Source organism: Aliagarivorans taiwanensis DSM 22990 (assembly GCF_000429505.1).
GTDB lineage: Bacteria > Pseudomonadota > Gammaproteobacteria > Enterobacterales > Celerinatantimonadaceae > Aliagarivorans > Aliagarivorans taiwanensis.
On sequence record NZ_AUBZ01000020.1, the window covers coordinates 70237 to 89659 of the forward strand.

General features: G+C 50.2%; 16 protein-coding genes and 4 tRNA genes. 11 read left to right on the forward strand and 9 right to left on the reverse strand.

The annotated features are described in order from the left end of the window. Positions 1-4 precede the first annotated feature (4 nt). The 3 genes from G462_RS0110920 to G462_RS0110930 are packed head-to-tail and all read right to left on the reverse strand — an operon-like array spanning position 5 to position 3730. Entirely contained in the window at positions 5-2593 is a 2589-nt protein-coding gene (locus G462_RS0110920) for a PqiB family protein (RefSeq protein ID WP_026959026.1), read from the reverse strand. Further along, entirely contained in the window at positions 2590-3189 is a 600-nt protein-coding gene (locus G462_RS0110925; protein WP_026959027.1) for a paraquat-inducible protein A, read from the reverse strand. Before G462_RS0110925 ends, G462_RS0110920 begins: the two co-directional genes overlap by 4 nt. Next, on the reverse strand, positions 3173-3730 hold the full coding sequence (locus tag G462_RS0110930) for a paraquat-inducible protein A (RefSeq protein ID WP_169720164.1): 558 nt from the start codon (positions 3728-3730) through the stop codon (positions 3173-3175). The genes G462_RS0110925 and G462_RS0110930 overlap by 17 nt, the downstream gene beginning before the upstream one ends. Positions 3731-3937: 207 nt before the next feature. Between G462_RS0110930 and G462_RS0110935 the strand changes: the two genes are divergently transcribed. The 4 genes from G462_RS0110935 (at position 3938) to prc (ending at position 7416) form a co-directional block, all read left to right on the forward strand. After that, a complete protein-coding gene (locus G462_RS0110935; RefSeq protein ID WP_026959029.1) occupies positions 3938-4201 on the forward strand; it encodes a YebG family protein in 264 nt (87 codons plus the stop codon). After that, a complete protein-coding gene (locus G462_RS0110940) occupies positions 4198-4674 on the forward strand; it encodes a GAF domain-containing protein (RefSeq protein WP_026959030.1) in 477 nt (158 codons plus the stop codon). The genes G462_RS0110935 and G462_RS0110940 overlap by 4 nt, the downstream gene beginning before the upstream one ends. An 82-nt stretch (positions 4675-4756) precedes the next feature. Next, positions 4757-5392 (forward strand): RNA chaperone ProQ, encoded by a 636-nt coding sequence (proQ, locus tag G462_RS0110945; RefSeq protein WP_026959031.1) that lies wholly within the window; start codon positions 4757-4759, stop codon positions 5390-5392. Between the two features lie 20 nt (positions 5393-5412). Next, positions 5413-7416 (forward strand): carboxy terminal-processing peptidase, encoded by a 2004-nt coding sequence (gene prc, locus G462_RS22535; RefSeq protein ID WP_051326688.1) that lies wholly within the window; start codon positions 5413-5415, stop codon positions 7414-7416. 655 nt (positions 7417-8071) lie between these two features. Here prc and G462_RS0110960 read toward each other — a convergent pair. The 4 genes from G462_RS0110960 to G462_RS0110975 form a co-directional block, all read right to left on the reverse strand. Then, positions 8072-8148, reverse strand: a tRNA-Met gene (locus G462_RS0110960). Positions 8149-8187: 39 nt separating this feature from the next. Beyond that, positions 8188-8264: transfer RNA gene (locus G462_RS0110965), tRNA-Met, on the reverse strand. Positions 8265-8303: 39 nt separating this feature from the next. After that, positions 8304-8380: transfer RNA gene (locus G462_RS0110970), tRNA-Met, on the reverse strand. 39 nt (positions 8381-8419) lie between these two features. Beyond that, positions 8420-8496 (reverse strand) — tRNA-Met (locus tag G462_RS0110975). 349 nt (positions 8497-8845) lie between these two features. On the opposite strand from G462_RS0110975, the gene rlmKL reads away from it, so the two are divergent. From rlmKL to G462_RS22540, 7 genes are all read left to right on the forward strand, one after another. Beyond that, complete coding sequence (gene rlmKL, locus G462_RS0110980; RefSeq protein WP_051326694.1) at positions 8846-10939, forward strand: bifunctional 23S rRNA (guanine(2069)-N(7))-methyltransferase RlmK/23S rRNA (guanine(2445)-N(2))-methyltransferase RlmL; 2094 nt, start codon at positions 8846-8848, stop codon at positions 10937-10939. A 4-nt stretch (positions 10940-10943) separates the two neighbouring features. Beyond that, positions 10944-11195: a glutaredoxin family protein gene (locus tag G462_RS0110985; RefSeq protein WP_026959034.1), complete on the forward strand. Its 252-nt coding sequence runs from the start codon at positions 10944-10946 to the stop codon at positions 11193-11195. After that, positions 11185-13080: an ATP-binding cassette ATPase Uup gene (gene uup, locus G462_RS0110990; RefSeq protein WP_026959035.1), complete on the forward strand. Its 1896-nt coding sequence runs from the start codon at positions 11185-11187 to the stop codon at positions 13078-13080. The genes G462_RS0110985 and uup overlap by 11 nt, the downstream gene beginning before the upstream one ends. Next, positions 13077-15002 (forward strand): DUF3466 family protein, encoded by a 1926-nt coding sequence (locus G462_RS0110995; protein WP_026959036.1) that lies wholly within the window; start codon positions 13077-13079, stop codon positions 15000-15002. Before uup ends, G462_RS0110995 begins: the two co-directional genes overlap by 4 nt. 129 nt (positions 15003-15131) lie before the next feature. Next, positions 15132-15305: a ribosome modulation factor gene (gene rmf / locus G462_RS24260; protein ID WP_084405029.1), complete on the forward strand. Its 174-nt coding sequence runs from the start codon at positions 15132-15134 to the stop codon at positions 15303-15305. Positions 15306-15427: 122 nt separating this feature from the next. Next, positions 15428-15811 carry a transposase domain-containing protein gene (locus G462_RS24940; protein WP_245579553.1) on the forward strand — a complete coding sequence of 128 codons (384 nt, stop codon included), beginning with the start codon at positions 15428-15430 and terminating at the stop codon, positions 15809-15811. A 23-nt stretch (positions 15812-15834) separates the two neighbouring features. Then, the gene (locus G462_RS22540) at positions 15835-16755 is read left to right on the forward strand and encodes an IS4 family transposase (RefSeq protein ID WP_245579556.1); all 921 of its coding nucleotides are present in this window, start codon (positions 15835-15837) and stop codon (positions 16753-16755) included. 67 nt (positions 16756-16822) lie between these two features. On the opposite strand, the gene fabA is transcribed toward G462_RS22540, so the two are convergent. Both fabA and G462_RS22545 read right to left on the reverse strand, forming a co-directional pair. Next, positions 16823-17359 (reverse strand): 3-hydroxyacyl-[acyl-carrier-protein] dehydratase FabA, encoded by a 537-nt coding sequence (gene fabA / locus G462_RS0111010; RefSeq protein ID WP_026959037.1) that lies wholly within the window; start codon positions 17357-17359, stop codon positions 16823-16825. Positions 17360-17466: 107 nt separating this feature from the next. After that, positions 17467-19407 carry a S16 family serine protease gene (locus G462_RS22545; RefSeq protein ID WP_157378605.1) on the reverse strand — a complete coding sequence of 647 codons (1941 nt, stop codon included), beginning with the start codon at positions 19405-19407 and terminating at the stop codon, positions 17467-17469. Positions 19408-19423: the final 16 nt, after the last annotated feature.

Here is a 19423-nt window from a genome sequence, read left to right on the forward strand (position 1 = left end):
GTAACTATTGGTTTGGAATTGAGGGCGACCATTTTAACCAAGTTTTGTCAAAAGTGGGGCTTAAAGTGAACTCAAAGCCAGCTGTTACAGCGTCGGCAAAGGGAATGCTCTCCGGTGTAGCAAAGGCCAAGCCGCCTTTGACTAGGGTTTCGAGAGAGTCCATATGTAAATCTGCACCGCCAAACCCTAATGAGAAATCCACGCCAGAGGCTTGCCAGAACACGCTGTTGGCACGAACCAGGTGTCGATATTCTGGTTCGACCATCACGTCTGCAATAATGCCGGAGCCGTCATTGATAACACGGGTGCCTAGAATCCTTCCAACGGTTTGCTGCTTGTAGAGAAGCGGCGAATCTGCATCCACGCTTGCCAAATGAACCGCCTTTACGCTTATCAGCAAAGCATCCTCTGAGTAGCGAGGGGGGTGTGGAGACAACTCAAATTGCTGTATTGGCCGCCCTTGGCCGGGCCGCGCTTCGATATAGTTGCCTGTAATCAGATTACCCAGATTTTTGGCGCCATCGAGCGATAGTTCTGTACTCTCAAGCCAGTAGCGACTCTGCTCGCGCGCAAAATGTTTGGAGTAGGGGTGGTAGAGCTCGGCACCGAGCTCAAAGTGTGACAAGTCCTCTGCCAAGTGTACCTGCTTTAACTGACCGATTTGTTTTCCCAAATAGCGGATCGCCGCGCCGGGTTTTAGGCCCTGTACATGCTCAGCAAGAAGGGTTACGTTTAGTCGTCGTTGCAGCGCATCCTCTTTGGAGCTGTACAAGCGCGGGCGCGTTTGTTTGGGAAGTTGCTCTAGATTCTCAAACGCGATGCCACCGAGTGCGATGGAGCGAAGAGATTCGCTCTGTAACGACACGCCGCTGCTGTTGATCTCTAGGTTTACGCCGGAGGCGTGCCAAAAACGAGAGTAGTCGGTTATTAAGGCGCGGTGCTCGCCATAGATATCGATGTCGATGCTGACATCTTGCTGCGAGGTCAACTGATAAGCGATCACTTCCCCCACTTGCAGCTGCTTAAAATACACCGGGCTGCCAACCGATAACGAGCCAAGCCTTTCTGTGCGAAGGTTTAATCGCTTGGGGGCGCTGGTTGGACGCTGGTGTTCACGGGCGTCATGTTTGGAGGCAAACAGCCGCTGCTCAGCGGAGGCTGGTGTCGACTCCATATAATCAAGCGCAATGGGGCTGGCAATAAACGAGCGGATCCCGCCCGAGCTAATATCCAGACCAAACAAGCTCGCTTCGACCTCCAGTGGTGAGACGATATGGAAGTAACTCTTATCGTTAAGCAGGCTTAGGTAAGGCTTTTCAAGGTAGATCTCAATATCGAACTCGTTGCCATCGAGGCGAATATCCAAGATACCCCCAACGGGAAATCCCCGATAAATAACCACGGAGCTAGCTTCAATGCCGTGTAACAGACTGGCATTAAGCACCAAGGTTTGCGCCCCCGGTGGGGCTTGTTTGGCACTGCTCAGGGTAAAACTTTGTGCCGCGGCACCCGCACCGGGATATACCCCAATGTCGATGCTACCAAGTAAGCCTTCCAGGTGTTTAAGGCCTTCTAGTCCTATCTCTGGCTGTAATCGACGCAGCTCGGTGTCCTCTTTAAACAGCGAGATGTATTCGCTATTCACACTAAAGCTAAGTAGGTAGTGATCTTGCTGGTAGTCGATTTGTCGCAGCAGGCCAACTTCCGCGCCTTTATAGCGCAGTCGGGTCCTGTCTACATTCAGACCTTCCACAGTATCGGTTGTGACCGACACGCGGCTTAGCCGGGTTGCCGCGTCACGTCCTTCGAATAGGGTGAAGTGTTGACCTGCGCGGGCTTGCAAGCCCTGCTCGGGACTATCGAAGGCAACACCGCCATGTATCAGGCTAGCCAAGCTCTCGCTTTGTAGGCGCATACCTTGGAGGGAGATATCGGCGTCAATACCCGATACATCCCAAAAGCGGGAATGGTCTTTTACCAAGTGCGCGTATTCAGGCTTAACCAGCAGGTCCATCACTACGCTGTGGTCGTCATCAAGTTGATAGCGCTTTACTTCGCCCACCGGGATTTTCTTGAAATAAATTGGCGAGCCGACATCCAAGGAGCCGAGCTCGTCAGCCCGAAGGTGCAGCAGCAGGCCTTTGCCGTCGATACGCGTAGGTGGCTCGGGGACGGCGACAAAGCTAAGGGCTGGCTCGCCTTCATTGTATTGCAGCTCGATGTAGTTACCGCCCACCAAGGCATCCAGGCCGCTGATTTCAGTCAGTGATGCTTTAGGGGAGACCAGCCAAAATATACTGTTTTCGGTGAGCAACTGCTCCGCATCCCGGTCGATTTCCGCCTCTAACTGAACGCCGGTTAGCGATTCATTGAGGTTCACCTTGGTGACGACGCCGATATCCAAGCCCTGATAATAGATGTGGGTTTGACCTGCGACGATGCCTTGAGCAGAAGCAAAATCGATGGTGATCGGGACACCGGCTTCGCTCCAAGTTTTGTAAAGCAGCCAAATCGCCATGCCCAATGCAATGATTGGCAGCAGCCAAATAGGTGAAATAATGCGTTCTTTGCGGGTTACTGCTTGTTGGCTCACGTTTGATAGTCCCAAATTAAACGGGTGTCGAAGGTCTTTGCGGCAAATAAAGTGAGGACCACGGCCAGGCCAAACGCCGTAGCCCCGGGGCCTGCGGCAACATCGATGATCTTGTGGTGACTGAACACCGCAATCATGATGGATAACACAAACAGGTCTAGCATCGACCAGCGGCCTATAAAATCGATAAAACGGAACATCTGCACGCGTTGGCGGTCACTTAGCTCAATGTGCATATGCAAACCCGCTAAAATCAGCGCTAAGCCCACTAACTTGGCAATCGGGACCACAATACTGGCGATAAACACTACGCTGGCGACCACGGGCATATCGCTTTGAAACAGATTGATGATGCCCGACATAATCGTTTCGGGTTTAGGTGCACCTCGGGTGCTAAGTACGGTAATCGGTAGTAGGTTGGCTGGAACAAGCGCGATGGTTGCGGTGATGATCAGCGCCCACGTCTTTTGAATACTGTATGGGATCCGAGAGTGGGTACGCATACTGCAGCGAGGGCAGTGCTTTTCCGCGATAGGCTGAACGAAGTGACAGTGAGGGCACAGTTTGAGTCCTGCTTGCTTAGCTGATGGCTGCATATCGCTCCCAAAACCGCTGGCTATCGATTCCTAGCAACAAGCGCCCGGAAAACACAATGGTGAGGCAAATACTCCACAAGCCCCAGCCCAGTTTAATATCTGATAATTCAATCAGTTTTACCAGAGACACGATGAAACTGACTAGAAACACTTCGAGCATACTCCAGTGAATCAATGAGTCTTGATAATGCAGCATTGACGCTAAGCCCGGTGTCTTGCGTTTCTGCATTAGTAAAAAGGAGTTGATTGCGACTAAGGAGAACACTGCCACGGGTGCCACCACGCTAGCTAGCAGCACCACACCACCAACAAAGTAATAGCCGTTATCGAACAGCAAAATTGTCCCTTCCAGGATATTGGCGTGACTTTCCGAGCCGAGAAAATCGAAGCTGAGTAGCGGATAAAAGTTGGCGATAATCAAGGTAATCAGACAGGCGAGGGACAAGGCCAGCGTTTCTGAGAACTGCAGCGATTTACTGCTCTTGAGTTTGTGCCCACAGCGCGGGCAGTGGAGCGCATTGCCTTCACTTAACTCTGGCAACTGGGAGATCACCAGATCACAACTCGGGCAAATGCAAAGGTCATGTGGCCTTTGTGGCATGGTTTCAGTCCGTTGAGAGCTATCGATGTTGAGTGCCCAGATAAGCAGTTAGATAAGCAATAAATTGTTTTAATTACAATAGACTAGCACAAGGCCGGTGAATAGTGCACAATGACCAGTATATATATACAGTATTCGGAGGCAGCAGTGGCTGTAATTGTAAAGTATGTTGTTGAGCGTAATGGTGAAGAAAAAATGACATTTACGTCGAAAAAGGAGGCTGACAACTACGACAAAATGCTGGATATTGCCGATCAGCTTAACCTGATGCTCAAGCATGCAGAGCCTGAATTGCAAGATGCGGTGGCGGAAAACCTTAGTCTGTTCTTGGCTAGCCATCAAAAATCGCTGCAGTTGTTGCTAAAAGGAAAAGCCTTCGACGAAATCCAATTAGAGGAGAATGCGGAGTGACCGCTTCATTCGACTATCAACTTCTAGCCCAGCAGGTAAGCAGCCTGCTCGATCCGGCTTTACCACGCACCACCAACTTGGCAAACTTCTCGGCATTACTGTTCGACGCCCTGCCTGAGCTGAACTGGGCAGGCTGCTACCTTTATCACGCTGAGCGAGACCAACTCGTGTTGGGGCCATTTCAAGGAAAGCCAGCCTGTACCTTGATTCCGGTTGGCCGCGGCGTATGTGGCAGTGCCTATCTACAAGCGACAACATTACGGGTAGATGACGTACATCAGTTTGAAGGGCATATCGCCTGCGATGCAGCCAGCGAGTCCGAAATTGTTATTCCGTTGTATGCAAACGAGCAGCTGATCGGGGTAATCGATCTTGATAGTCCTGTTAAGCAGCGATTTAGTGAACACGACCAACAAGGCTTGGAGCTAGTGGTTAGAGCACTAGAAAAATCCTTAGGTGACGCGGATTTTTAATGGTAATTAACCTCGCGCTCTCTATAATAGCCCGAATCAGCAAAATCACGCTGTGATTCTAGATGTACAAAGAAAGGTCAACATGGAACAAACGAACAAACTGAAAAATAGCAAAGAGGTTATTCAGTACTTAGCTAGCCAATTCCCCGAATGCTTCTCTGTAGAGGGCGAGGCTAAGCCTCTTAAAATCGGCATTTTTCAGGATCTGGCTGAACGTCTGAAAGACGATGAGCGGGTTAGCAACACTGTTCTGCGTAGCGCACTTCGTCAATACACCTCAAGCTGGCGCTACCTGCATGGCGTTAAACTTGGCGCTAACCGCGTGGATCTCGACGGTAAAGAAGGCGATGCTATCGAAGCGTCACACGTAGAGCACGCGCAGAAAACCCTTAAAGAGAGCAAAGAGAAAGCCTTTGCCGCCAAGAAAGCCAAGCAACAAGCTCAAAAGGCACAGGGCGATGGCGAGAAGAAGCCAGCTCCAGCCCGTCGTGCTCGTACTCAAAAACCCGTTAGCAGCAAGCGTAATGCACCAAGCGCACCTAAGCCTAAGCTGACTCAAGTTAGCCAAGATCAACTGCAAGTTGGCCTTGCGGTTAAGGTATTGGTTGGTAAGTCGCCGATGCCTGGTGAAGTTGCAGAAGTGACAAAAGACGGTATTGCTGTAAAACTTAATTCTGGAATGCTGGTAAAAGTTAAACCAGAACACGTTGTATCTTAAATCTTAACGGGGCAGTGCCTATGAGAAAGTTTTGTGTTGGCTTGGGGGTGCTGCTAAGCAGCCTAAGCTTTGTTGTTCTTGCTCAAACTCCAACGATTGGCAAGCAAGACTTGCCGGTTCTCAGCCAACAAAGTCAGCACGCGACTGCCGCTAAACGAATAAGTGCACTGTATACGCGCTCGCACTATCGCAGCGTTCCTTTCGATGATGAGCTATCTAGCGAGTTCTTCGACAAATACCTCCAGCAGCTTGATTTCAATCGCTCTCTATTCCTAGAGAGCGATATTGAAGGCTTTGAGCAATATCGTTCACAACTGGACAATTATGTACCCAAGGGCCGCTTGGACCCCTTGTACACGATGTTCAACCTTTCCATTCAGCGTCGCTACGAGCAACTAGAGTATTCTCTAGCCTTGCTCGATGAACCGATGCTGTTCGAGTCTGATGAGCGTTATCAGTTCGATCGTAGCGAAGCCAGCTGGCCCAAAGACACTGCAGAGTTGCGCGACCTGTGGCGCAAAAAAGCAAAATACGACGCATTGAGCTTGGCGCTTGCTGGACGTGAGTGGCCAGCGATCGTCGAAACGCTGGGCAAGCGCTACAACAGTGCGATAAAGCGTTTAACCCAAACCACCAGTGAAGACGCCTTCCAAACCGCGATGAATGCCTACTCTCGCAGCATCGAACCACACACTAGTTATCTATCTCCGCGTAATGCTGAGCGCTTTAAGATGGAGATGAATCTATCGCTGGAAGGTATCGGTGCGGTGCTACAGGCTGAAGATGACTACACGGTGATCCGCAGTTTGGTGCCCGGCGGTCCAGCAGCCTTGAGTAATCAAGTGAAGCCAGATGATCGCATTATCGGTGTCGGTCAGGAAAAGGGCGAAATCGTTGATATTATCGGCTGGCGTTTAGACGATGTCGTTGAATTGATCAAAGGCCCCAAAGGGACAACCGTTCGACTGGAAATATTAGGCGGTGCGAGCTCGAGCAACGCTAAGCCACGAGTAATCGAAATCGTCCGAGACAAAGTCCGCTTGGAAGATCGCGCGGCTAAAGCCAAGGTGATTGAGGTTGACGGTAAAAAGGTCGGCGTGCTTGAGATCCCAAGTTTCTACGTGAATCTCAGCGAAGACGCAAAAGCAGAGCTTGCCACCCTAGGCGATGTTGAAAGCTTAATCGTTGATTTACGTGGCAACGGCGGCGGTGCGCTTACCGAGGCCACTGCGCTTACCGGTTTGTTTATTAAAGAAGGTCCAGTTGTCCAAGTGCGTGATCAGCTAGGCCGGGTATCCGTAAACAGCGATAACAACGGCTCTGTTGCTTACAATGGACCGATGGTGATTCTGGTTGACCGCTACAGTGCATCCGCTTCAGAGATCTTTGCTGCCGCACTGCAAGACTACGGTCGTGCGTTGGTTGTCGGTGAGCAAACCTACGGCAAAGGCACCGTGCAGCAGCATCGTGGTATCGGTCGCATCTATGATTTGTACGAAAATCCATTGGGGCACGTGCAGTACACCATCGCTAAGTTCTACCGGATTAACGGTGGCAGCACGCAACACCGCGGGGTTATCCCAGACGTTATCTACCCGTCACCGCTGTTGCCTGAAGAAACCGGTGAGAGTGTCGAAGACAACGCACTGCCTTGGGATCAGATCCAGCCAGCCAGTTATGACCGGGTAGGGAACTTAGCAAGCTTGGTTCAGGCGCTCAACGACAAACATAGCGCGCGAATCGAAGTCGATCCCGAGTTCCAATACATCCTCACTGACATTCAAGAGTTTCGTGAAGAACGTGAACAGAAGTCAGTCAGTCTAAACCAGCAGGAACGTATTACGTTGCGTGATCAGAAGGAGCTGAAGCAACTTGAGCGACTCAACGAGCGCTTGGCACGGATGTCGTTGCCAAAGGTTGAGGACGTTGATGACCTTCCTGAAGATGTAGAGTTCGACGATGCATTCTTGACCGAGGCTGCCAAGATTGCGCTCGACTTCAATGCACTCAGTTCAGCGTCTTAAGTGTTTTGTATAGCCACTCAAAAAGCCACCCAGTAGGGTGGCTTTTTTGTATGTGAAACGGCGAATTGAAACGGAGAATTACTTACGTCGTTTAAACTTTCGTGCCAGGTATACCATGCCGATGAGTAGTGCTATGTAATACACACCCTGACTGAAGTAGACCGCGAGATCTTCTTTAGCGGGGAGGGAGACATGCTCCCAGAAATTTAGAGCCACGTCGGTTTTACCCGAATCAATGATCATCCAGACCAAAACCGCTAAACACACAGCGATAAATAACACATTTTGCATTGCTTGTTGCTACTCCATGTAACGCCGCTCAGGTGCTACTACGAAAAGGTGCTGTAGTTTAACAGCATGGTTTGGAGAAGGATGTGATTTGTGTGCTGTTATGAGCGCGAGGCAGTTTGTAGATTCGGACTTGCTTATAAAAGAAAGAGATAAGTTCGCAGCAGTGTTAGGGAGCTGAGGATCTGCACAATAATTGATTGCAGGGTCGGACTTGAACCAACGACCTTGGAATTTTTGTAGAGAGTTGAGCTCAAAAGGCTAATTTTTGTACGAAATAAATTAGTTGCGTGTGCTGTGTTTGAGCTGACGAGCTTCGCGCTCTTATAGAGAGTTGAGCCAGATGGCTGATTTTGTACAAAAGAATTGGTTGCGGGTGCTGGATTTGAACCAACGACCTTCGGGTTATGAGCCCGACGAGCTACCAGACTGCTCCAACCCGCGTCCGAAGAGGGTGATAAGTTTTGATTCTTTATCGAGAATTGGTTGCGGGTGCTGGATTTGAACCAACGACCTTCGGGTTATGAGCCCGACGAGCTACCAGACTGCTCCAACCCGCGTCCGAAAAGGGTGATAAGTTTTGATTCTTTATCGAGAATTGGTTGCGGGTGCTGGATTTGAACCAACGACCTTCGGGTTATGAGCCCGACGAGCTACCAGACTGCTCCAACCCGCGTCCGAAGAGGGTGATAAGTTTTGATTCTTTATCGAGAATTGGTTGCGGGGGCCGGATTTGAACCGACGACCTTCGGGTTATGAGCCCGACGAGCTACCAAGCTGCTCCACCCCGCGTCAACGGAGGCGAATACTATAGACATGGCAGGGTGATTACAAGGAGTAAATTGAAATCAATGAGAGTTTGACCAACAAATGACCTAAGTAGGGTGTTTTGTTTATATAAGCAACGGATCTAGCATCGATTTTTCTATTGAATGTAGCAAATCCCTTTTTGATGTCAGTGAGTTATATAAGAACACAATGTGTGCCGCATCGCCTTTGGCTGCGGTGTTGTAACTTCCACTAGTCGTATCTACAGCTATGTTTAATAGGGTGCCTGAGTTCGATGATTCAGCTGTGCTTTATGCTACTGATTTATGACGAAACAGGTATAATCGCCGCACCGAAAATAATGAGTAACACCATGGCCGATTTTTTTGCGAGTACCGCAAAAGGTTTAGAAAACCTTTGTCTAGAAGAACTTCAATCACTTGGAGCAGAGAACTGCCGTCAGCGTGTTGCTGGCGTGAGCTTCGAGTGTGACTGGCCCACGGTGTACAAGATTGCGCTTTGGACGCGTTTTGCCTCGCGCATTATGCTTCGCCTTGTTGAAACAGAGATCCGCGATGCGCGAGCCTTGTACCGGGCCGCCCACGAGATCAACTGGCAACGTTACTTCACCACCGCGGAAAGCTTCGCGGTCACCTTCAATGGCACCAACGATTTTATTAGCAACAGCCAGTTTGGCGCCTTGACCATTAAGGATGCCATCGTCGACCACTTTACGAGGTTTCACGACGAACGTCCCAATGTAGAACGTCAAGACCCTGATGTGCGCATCGTAGCGCGCCTGGCCAACAACTTTTTAGCAATTTCGCTAGATATCGTTGGTCAACCACTTCACCGCCGAGGTTATCGCACTGAGCAGGGCGAAGCGCCGCTCAGAGAGAATCTCGCTGCAGCCGTGGTTGCTCGTAGCAAGTGGACCGAAGAGTATATGGTCGATCCGATGTGTGGCTCGGGCACCTTGCTCATTGAAGCGGCGTTGGCTGCCTACGACATAGCGCCGGGTTTGAACCGTCCTTTTGCACTCACAAAGCTGAAAAACTACGATGAGCAAGCTTGGTCTGATGTTAAGGACGAGGCACAGCAACGCGCACAATCAGGTAAGGCTAATGCCAGCCAGAAACTGATTGGCTATGACAGCGACAAGCGAATGGTTGCGATTGCCAAAGCGAATATTGAGCGCGCGGGACTCTCTGAGTTTATCTCCGTTCACACCCACGACGCCGCCGATATCGCGCCAGCGCCAAAAGCAAAGGGACTGATTCTAAGTAACCCGCCTTACGGTGAGCGTTTGGGAGAACTAACCAAGCTTGTAGGACTGTTCTTGTCGCTCGGCGCCGGGATCAAACAGCATTATGCAGGCTGGCGCGTGGCATTGTTCTCTGGGTCACCGGAACTGCTTGATTACCTGCGTATGCGCGCCGACAAGCAATACAAGTTTTTCAATGGTGCACTGGAGTGTACGCTAAAGCTCTACCAAGTCGGTGAGGGTGAGCAATCTCAACAACGTTTGTACGCTGAAGATTTTGTAAACCGACTTAAGAAGAACCAGAAGAAGCTGGGCAAATGGCTTAAACGCGAAGAACTAGGTTGTTATCGCCTTTACGATGCGGATCTGCCAGAGTACAACGTTGCAGTGGATGTTTACCAAGATCATTGGGTTGTTCAGGAGTACCGCGCACCAAAATCCATCGATGCGAATAAAGCGCGTCGTAGGATGATGGATTTGCTGACTGGCATCGTGCAAAGCGGCTTAGTCGATAATGACAAGCTGATTATCAAACAGCGGCAGCAGCAAAAAGGTAAGCAGCAGTACCAGCGAAACGCCAATGAGCGTGAACGTATGGTGGTGAGTGAATATGGCGCCCAGTTCTATGTAAACCTTACCGACTACCTCGATACTGGTTTGTTCTTGGACCATCGTAATATGCGTCATTACATCCAGCAAAACGCTAAGGGCAAAGCGGTACTAAACTTGTTTGCCTACACGGGCAGCGCCAGTGTTCACGCAGCAATAGGCGGCGCTGAGAAGGTGACGACGGTGGATATGTCCAACACCTATCTCAACTGGGCAAAGGATAACTTCCGCCTCAACAAACTGAGTGTGGTTAAGCACGACTTCGTGCGCGCCGACTGCTTGGCTTGGCTGGGTAAAGCAACCCAGAGCTTCGATCTGATTTTCCTCGATCCCCCAACGTTTTCTAACTCTAAGAAGATGGAAGACGCCTTCGATGTGCAACGCGATCACGTCGATCTGATTGCTCAAGCGGTAGCAAGGCTAAACAACGATGGTCAGCTGATCTTCTCCAACAACAAACGTCAGTTTAAGATGGAACAGGCCGCCATCGAGGCTCTGGGGTGCAAAGTTGAAAACATCTCCAAGCAATCATTGTCGCCCGATTTCGAGCGCAACAAGCATATTCACAACTGCTGGTTGATTACTAAGAACTAGGACCATGGATCGTTCTTCCGACTACACGCTGTACGGCACCGACGGGTGCCATCTTTGTGAACAGGCCCAAGCACTGATGGAGCAAATCGGTGCTGTGGATTACTGTTCGGCCGACATCATAGATAATGACGATGACTTGGCTCGATACCGGGTTGTTATCCCCGTGCTAAAGCATAACCAGAGCGAACGTGAACTGCTTTGGCCATTTGATATCACCAGTCTCAACGCATTTTTGGAACAATGTAGTGCTAATTAACCTTCAGGATGCCTTTCTGGCTTATGGCGATACGCCACTTTTAAATCAAGCAAACCTGCAGATTAACGCCGGAGAGCGAGTCTGTTTAGTCGGGCGCAACGGCGCAGGCAAAAGTACCTTGCTTAAGGTCATCGAGGGCGAGGTCAAGCTCGACGATGGCCAACGACAAATCGTTAATGACGTAGTGATAAGCCGCCTTCAACAGGACCCGCCTACAGCTACCGATCAAACCATCTTCGAATACGTTGCAGAGGGGCAACCAGAACTCGCCGGCTTATTGGCTGAGTACCATGAGCTGTCGTCGTCTATTGGGAGCAACTCATCTGATGCGGCGTTAAAACGGCTTGATCGTTTACAGCACCAGCTAGAAGCGAATGACGGCTGGGCATTTGACTCGCAAATCCAACGCGTGCTGACTACCTTAAAGCTCGAAGGGGATGCCAAGTTAAAAGGGCTCTCCGGCGGTTGGCTGCGTAAAGTTGCCTTAGCTAAGGCGCTGGCCAGTAACCCGGATATTCTGTTGCTCGATGAGCCGACCAACCACCTGGATATCTCAACCATTCAATGGCTTGAAGAATTCCTGCTTACTCAACGCATTAGTTTGGTGTTTATTAGCCACGACCGGGCGTTTATCCACAAAATTGCAACGCGCATTGTCGATATCGACCGTGGCGTTCTTACCTCTTGGCCGGGTAACTATCAGGCCTACCTCGAGGGCAAGGCCGAATGGTTGCGTGTGGAAGAAGAGCAGAATGCCCAGTTCGATAAGAAGCTCGCTCAAGAAGAAGCGTGGATCCGTCAAGGAATTAAGGCACGACGTACTCGCAATGAAGGGCGGGTGCGGGCACTTAAAGCATTACGTAAAGAGCGCTCTGAGCGGGTAGGGCGTCAAGGTACCGCGGCTATTCAGGTTGATGAAGGCTTGCGCAGTGGTAAAGTCGTGTTCGAAGCCGAACAGCTGAGTTTTGCTTATTCCGGAGCAAAGACTCCAACGATCAATCCCGTAGACCTGCTGGTTATGCGTGGCGACAAAATTGCGTTAGTGGGCGCCAATGGCTGCGGCAAATCCACCCTAATTAAGTTGCTGCTCGACGAATTGCCAGCCAGTGGCGGTAAGCTCAAGACAGGCACCAACTTGCAGGTGGCGTACTTTGACCAGTATCGCGAAGAGCTCGATCCCGAAAAATCAGTATTGGACAACGTTGCTGGCGGAAAGCAAGAAGTCGAGATAAATGGAGGCAAACGCCATGTGATGGGCTACTTGCAAGACTTCTTGTTCCCTCCCAAGCGCGCGTTCACACCAGTAAAAGCCCTATCTGGCGGCGAAAAGAACCGCCTGATGCTGGCCAAGCTGTTCCTGAAGCCGGCGAATTTGTTGGTATTGGATGAACCAACCAACGACTTGGATGTCGAAACTCTCGAACTGCTTGAAGAGTTGGTCGATCAGTACCAAGGAACGGTGTTACTGGTTAGCCACGACCGAGAGTTTATCGACAACACGGTTAGCCAATGCTGGTCGTTTGATGGGAACGGTAACGTGTTCAAGTTTGTCGGTGGTTACAGCGAGCTGGAGAGCTACCAGCAAGCGCTTAAGCCGACGGTTACAGAACAGAAAACTGTTAAAGCCACCACCACCGCAAAACCCAAGAAAACTTCAGGTAAGCTTTCTTACAAGTTGCAGCTTGAACTTGACCAACTGCCTGAAAAGTTGGAAGCTGCTGAACAACGTGTCGAATCACTGCAATCTCAGGTTAACGATCCCGAGTTTTTCAACGGCGATCAAGCTGAGGTTCAAGCGAAACTTAATGAATTAACCCTCGCCGAAGAGCAACTGGAAGGCTTGTTTGCTCGTTGGGAAGAATTGGAACAACAAAAACTTTCATGAAGAAAACATTTGTCGCATCCGCGCTGGGCTTGATACTCAGCCAACAAGTGGTAACTGCGCACGCCGCAAATATCGAACCTTATTACCTCGTTGAAGAGATCCCGATTGTCGAAGAGCTCGCCGAAGAGCAAGCTCCAGAACCGTACTTGCTCGGATTGGAAGATGCTCGATACGACTTCAATGTAACCGCGGTCAGCGATGATGGAACGCTGGTTGCGGGCAGGGCATTGACCTTCTTCACCTATTTTACTTTCTTCGATTTCTTCGACAGAACGACGTTTGACTATGGTTGTCAGTACTCTTCTGATGTATGTGACAACTATAACTATTCTAACTATGGCTTTTATGAGTTTTACCGGGAAGCGCATATCCATCAACGAAGCCGCCTATATGAGTCAAAGATTCTTGCCTACTGGGCGGATCTAAGCGGTTCTCCGGCTATTCGAAATTCTGGCTCTAACGTTGAACCAGTTCCCGTTTGGCCTGTCGTAGACGAAAAGCTGTACGTATTTGACGATCCGACATCAGGTCAAGCGACTACAGATACTCAGATAAACGATATCCAGCGTATAGATGGTCATGTTTGGCTCACCGGCTGGGACTCGGCACCTTACTATCTCAACGATAGTAGTAACTATGTTCGAGACCATATCGGTCGAGGCTTTGCTAAGAACGCTTCTACAGGAGCTGTAATCACGCTTGCGCCCTGTAACCAAAGCTTAACTAGCACCGACGAGTGCGATGTTACCCGACTCAACGGTGGTGCTTCTGTAGGCGCCAAGTTTGTGTTCAATGATGAGCTGCCTGGGTATGAGGGGCGTACTGTCGTCGTTGGCTTTGCCAGTTATCGTTACCTCGATAATAGCTCTTCTTACTTCAATGACTGTCAAAGGGGTAACCGAGATTACTATTCACGTTGCTCGGGCTTCGACACTCAGGTATGGATTTGGGATATCACCGATGCGGCTGATGGAGACTTAGTGTTCGGAGAGCAGCTAGTCGATGGTTACGACTTGGCTCGATATGGCGCATCTCGTTACAATGTAGTGAATGACATTGGCAGCCGGGGGACGATGGTGGGTATGTCATCCCGAGCAGAGTATGACAGCCGCACTGGTTCACGAGGGCGTGCAACTAAGTTTGTTCCGAATAGTGATACTGCTGAAGTACCATACACCACCATACAGATCCCTAACTTGAGAAGCGATAACCACGCCCCGAATACTGATAAGTATCGCGATACCGTTATGCATACATGGGCGACGGCTGTTAACGACGTGTCCAGGCTAATCGTCGGTAATTTGAGGTTTAGTGCTGAGAAAGGGCGTAACCGTCCTGTTGAGGGTTTTGTCTACGAAGACGATGGCAGTAATACGGTAGCTTGGCCATTTCGCAACCTTCCGCAACGAGGTAGCAACAGCCACTTTTCTGATGTGAATGCTAACTCGTATGTAGTCGGTTGGCGGGACGCCGACGGTGAAGAGCAGCCATCTTACCGCGGTACTACCCGTCGCCAAACCGGTTTTATCTTGGATTACAACGCCTACAAAAGTGGTGCTGCGGTTAGTTCTTGGAACCTGATCGATCTAACCTGTTACGAGAGTGATGCTGGAGAAGCAATGCTTCCCCTCTATCGCATCGAGTACCCGCAGTCGATTGAGGACGACGGTACTGTTATCGCCAGTGGTTACCACTATGCTAACGCAAATGACTTCATCAATCGTACTAATCCGCGACCAGTACTGCTCCGCCTCACAGTAAACCCTAATGGCGATTTAGCAAACTTAGCGCAATGCCCTCAACTAGAAGAGCAACCATCCGAGCGAAGTGGTGGAGCGATGGCATGGTGGAGTTTGCTTTTATTGCTTCCAATAGCTTTTGTGAGACAGTTCAAATTCACCAAAAATGCCACAAAGGCGTAACACTTAGATCAAAGGCTTAGGCGATACTGTTACATTTTGCCTTTGACCTTTAAAATTCCTTGAGGAATAGTAGAAGCAGAGCAGTAGAAATATTGCTCTGCTTTTTCAGTTATGAAGAGGAAAACGTCTATGAAGAGACAAAAGCGCGACCGTATGGAACGGGCCCATGCAAAGGGGTATCAAGCTGGACTATCAGGAAAATCGAAGGAGACCTGCCCATATGCAGGTGCTGATGCCAGGGGATACTGGTACGGAGGCTGGAGAGAAGCGGTTGAAGAACGCGTAACAGGTCTCGAAACATAAGACACTCATACAACACAAAAAAGCCCTGCAATGCAGTAATGCCGATCAGTTAAGACAGATCCATTGACGATCTTTCTAGCTCAAGCAGAATCCGATATCAGTTCTCTGGTATCGGATTTTTTATGCCCATTCAAGACCTGCTCGATAGTACTTTCGAAGAAGTAGATACATTCACCTCCTTAGATAAGTTGAATGAGTTGCTCTCTCCAGAGCTACTTGCCCAAGCCTTTCAGCATGCGGGTGTTGCAACGGTCCGAAGACGACGCTTACCTCTGGAAGCTGTTGTCTGGTCGGTGGTGGGAATGGCACTGTTTCGACAAGCATCCGTTTGGGATATTGCCAGCCATATGGACATTTCCCTACCTGGAAAGCACCGCCTCGTTGCGCCAAGTGCGTTGGTACAAGCCAGACAACGCTTAGGCAGTGAGGCTATTCGCGCGACATTTGAAGGTCTGACTGACCGTACGTTCGAGCATCAGGCTTTTGAGACATGGTGTGTGGGTTAAACCAGCTTGCGGTTGATGGCGTGATGTTTCGGGCTCACGACAGTGTCGACAACCGGAATGCATTTGGCTCGGAGCGAAACCAGCAAGGGGAGAACAGTTATCCGCAAGTGAGGATGTGCTGTCTGATGGAAGTTACGAGTCACTTAATACTCGGTAGCGAATTTGATGCAAGAGCAGTCGGTGAGATGACATTGGCAGAGCGTCTGATAGGACGAGCAGTAGACCACTCCGTTACGTTGTTTGACCGAGGTTACTATTCGCTTGGATTGTTAGATAGCTGGCATAAAGCAGGGGAAGAGCGCCATTGGGTCATCCCAGCCCGAAAAGGAGCCCGGTTTAACGAGCAAAAACGCTTAGGCGAGAATGACTGGCTTGTCTCGATACCTACATCGCCTCAGGCAAGAAAGAAGTTTACGGGGCTGAGTACGCATATCAGTGACCGGCTCACCCGCTATACCCTGAATGGCAAAACCTACCGAATACTGAGCTCATTACTTGAGCCACTTCGGTACCCCTATGATGAACTTGTTGATTTATATGCCCAGCGTTGGGAAATCGAGCTGGGATATCGGGAGATAAAGCAGACGCTGCTGCAATCTGCACATACATTGCGAAGCAAAAAGCTAGAGATGGTTCACCAGGAGCTGTGGGGCGTCCTGTTAGCTTACAATCTCATTAGAATAGTGATGATAGAGGCCTGTGCAGCAGAAGAGCCATTAACGCCAACGAGGCTAAGCTTTAGCCACTGCTTGTGGCACGTGACCACCTTCCTTGCCAGGTTACCAATGAGCAGCCCCGGCAACTTACCCAAGCACTATGCTGCACTACTGGAAACACTGCGAATGCTTACGCTCCCGGCCTATCGACCAGTTAGGGTTTACCCCCGAGAAGTAAGGCGAAAACCCACTAAGTATCCATTTAAAAAGAAAAGCCAGTCAGCTTAACTGACTGGCATTACTGCAATGCAGGGCCTTTTAGATCATGACGCGCTAGTCGATCATGGCAGTGAGCTTAGAAGCTTGAGGTGTCGGTAAACAAGCCTACTTTCAAGTCTTTAGCCGAGTAGATCTCGCGTCCATCCACTTCAACAACACCATCTGCAATACCCATCACCAGCTTGCGTAGAATCACGCGTTTCATCTGGATCTTGTAGGTTACTTTCTTCGCGGTTGGCAGCACTTGGCCGGTGAATTTAACTTCGCCTACGCCTAGCGCGCGGCCTTTACCCGGGCCACCACTCCAGCCGAGGAAGAAGCCAACTAATTGCCACATGGCGTCCAGGCCCAAGCAGCCTGGCATTACTGGGTCGCCAGGGAAGTGGCATTCAAAGAACCAAAGTGAAGGGTCGATATCGAGCTCGGCAATGATCTCGCCTTGGCCGTGCTCGCCGCCTTCATGGGAGATATGGACAATGCGGTCCATCATCAGCATGTTGGGGGCGGGGAGTTTGCTGTTTCCCTCGCCGAACAACCGTCCTTGGCTACAATCGAGCAGTTCTTCGCGGGAAAAACTGTGCTTACCTAAATCCTTTTGAGAAGTCTTCGTCATCTGTGTTTACTTATATTTGGGTTTTCGCAACTTTAGCGAACACGTGTGCGCCAAACAAGTCCAATCAGTTGAATATCGGTCAATTGTTGGTCATTGCTATTGCTGGTCTAACCTCGTTGATTAAAGAGGGCTGTAAAAGTGTCCAAAAGCTTCTGCCAAATACTTGGCGCTTCATCATCTTCTACAACCCGTTTATGGATGATTCCATAAATACTGTCAGGATCATCGTTACTGCCCGCGGGTTTATTTAATAGCAGCGGTATCGCCTCGCTTACATGATCAACCACATGAATAGCGAAGCGCTGCTCTCGCACAGCATCGACCACGTCTTGCTGAAGATTTAACTGACCCAGGTTTGCCTTGGGGATTATCACGCCTTGCTGGCCGTTTATGCCCAGCAGCTTACATACACGATAGAAGCCTTCAATTTTCTCGTTGATGCCCCCCACGGCGAGCACGTGGCCATGTTGGTCTAGTGCGCCGGTGATGGAAAGTGACTGGCGTACGGCTACGCGGCTCAGTGCACTTAGCACACTGATAAGCCCGGCCAGCGACGCGCTATCGCCGTCGATCTCATGGTAAGACTGTTCAAACACCACGTTGCCAGACAGCGGAAAGTGGTGCTCGCTAGCAAACTGATTATTCAAAAATCCTTGGATAATCATCATCGACTTGGCGTGAATGTTACCGCCGAGTTCGGACTTGCGCTCGACATCAGAGATATCGCCATCGCCTTGTTGAATCGTTGCGGTAATCCGCAGTGGCTCGCCAAAGCTCTCGCCGATGGTGTCAAAGTCGATAACGGAAAGACCATTGACTTGGCCAAGTTGTTCGCCATCTACCCACAACTTAATCTGTCGCTCATTGAACCCTTGGTTGCTGTAGGCCATTTGAAGCTGAGCGAAGGATTCTAGTTTCACTAATGCTTGCTGATAGCCCACACCTTCGTGTTGAGACATCCACTCTAGTGGTTTGCAGAGCTCACAAAGTTCTAGGCTGAGTTGCAGGTTGTTTTCACTGAGTCGGCTAGCATAGCGAAGCAGTGACGCGATATCTTCCTGCTCCAAAGCACTAACACCACAACGCTGCTCGCAGAGTGCGACAAGTGCACCAGCGTTTTCCGAGTTAAGTGCGACATCGTTGGGCAGCTCGACCTTGACTAAAGCGTGCTCATAGAGCACTGGGTCACCTTCTCTAAGGTTGGCTATCGCGAGTGGATCGCCATGGATGATGACCTTGAGCTCGACGATTGCGGAATCAACCTCATAGGCTGATTGCTGCTCGCGCTCTGCCAAGCACCAATCAAATAGGCCACTTTGGATACAGTGTTTGATGTTTCGCCAGCTGTGCGGCGTGGCCAGTATCACATCGGCGTCGACCAACAAAAGGCCCCTGTGGGCGAGTAGTAGGGCGCCCGGACGAACGGTTCCATGTTCACCATGACCGATGCGCCCATAGCTGAATCGTGGGTTTGAATGGGATAGCTCTGCTACGCGTTCAGTGGTGTAGTGCACTTGGTAGTAGGCGGAAACAGGCTTCGCTTCGAGCCAGCCAACATGCTGTTGCCACTGTTGTATGAGCTTGTTGAGTAATGGCTGTTGGCTGTCATCAAGCAGCAGTGACAAGCCTTGATGGGCCAGCGTTAACTCCTGCGGCCCCTCGATTGTAGTATCGCTAGGGTACTCTCGACTCAGCGACGCAGCGGCATCTTGGTCAACGATGGCGTTATATACGTTGCTCAGGCCAGACTTTAGCTGGCTGGCGTTGTGAGCAGCGCAGCTAAGTGTTAGAGCGCAATGGGGCGCATAATCAATCACAAACAGCGCTTGCGACGTTACGCGTTCAAAGGAGTAAAGCTGTTCGATAATGTCCTTATAGGGAAGCGCAGAAGGGCCTTGAATCAGCATGTAACCGCTGGCTTGCGTTGCAAAATAGTCCAGGCTCTCAGCGGCTTGTGGCAACAGCTTACGCCAATGGTTGGTAGAAGATCTTTCCGGTGTTGGAAGAGCAGGATTTAGCTGCTCTGCCTGCAGTTGCGTTGTATACACTTAGCTTACTCTTAGA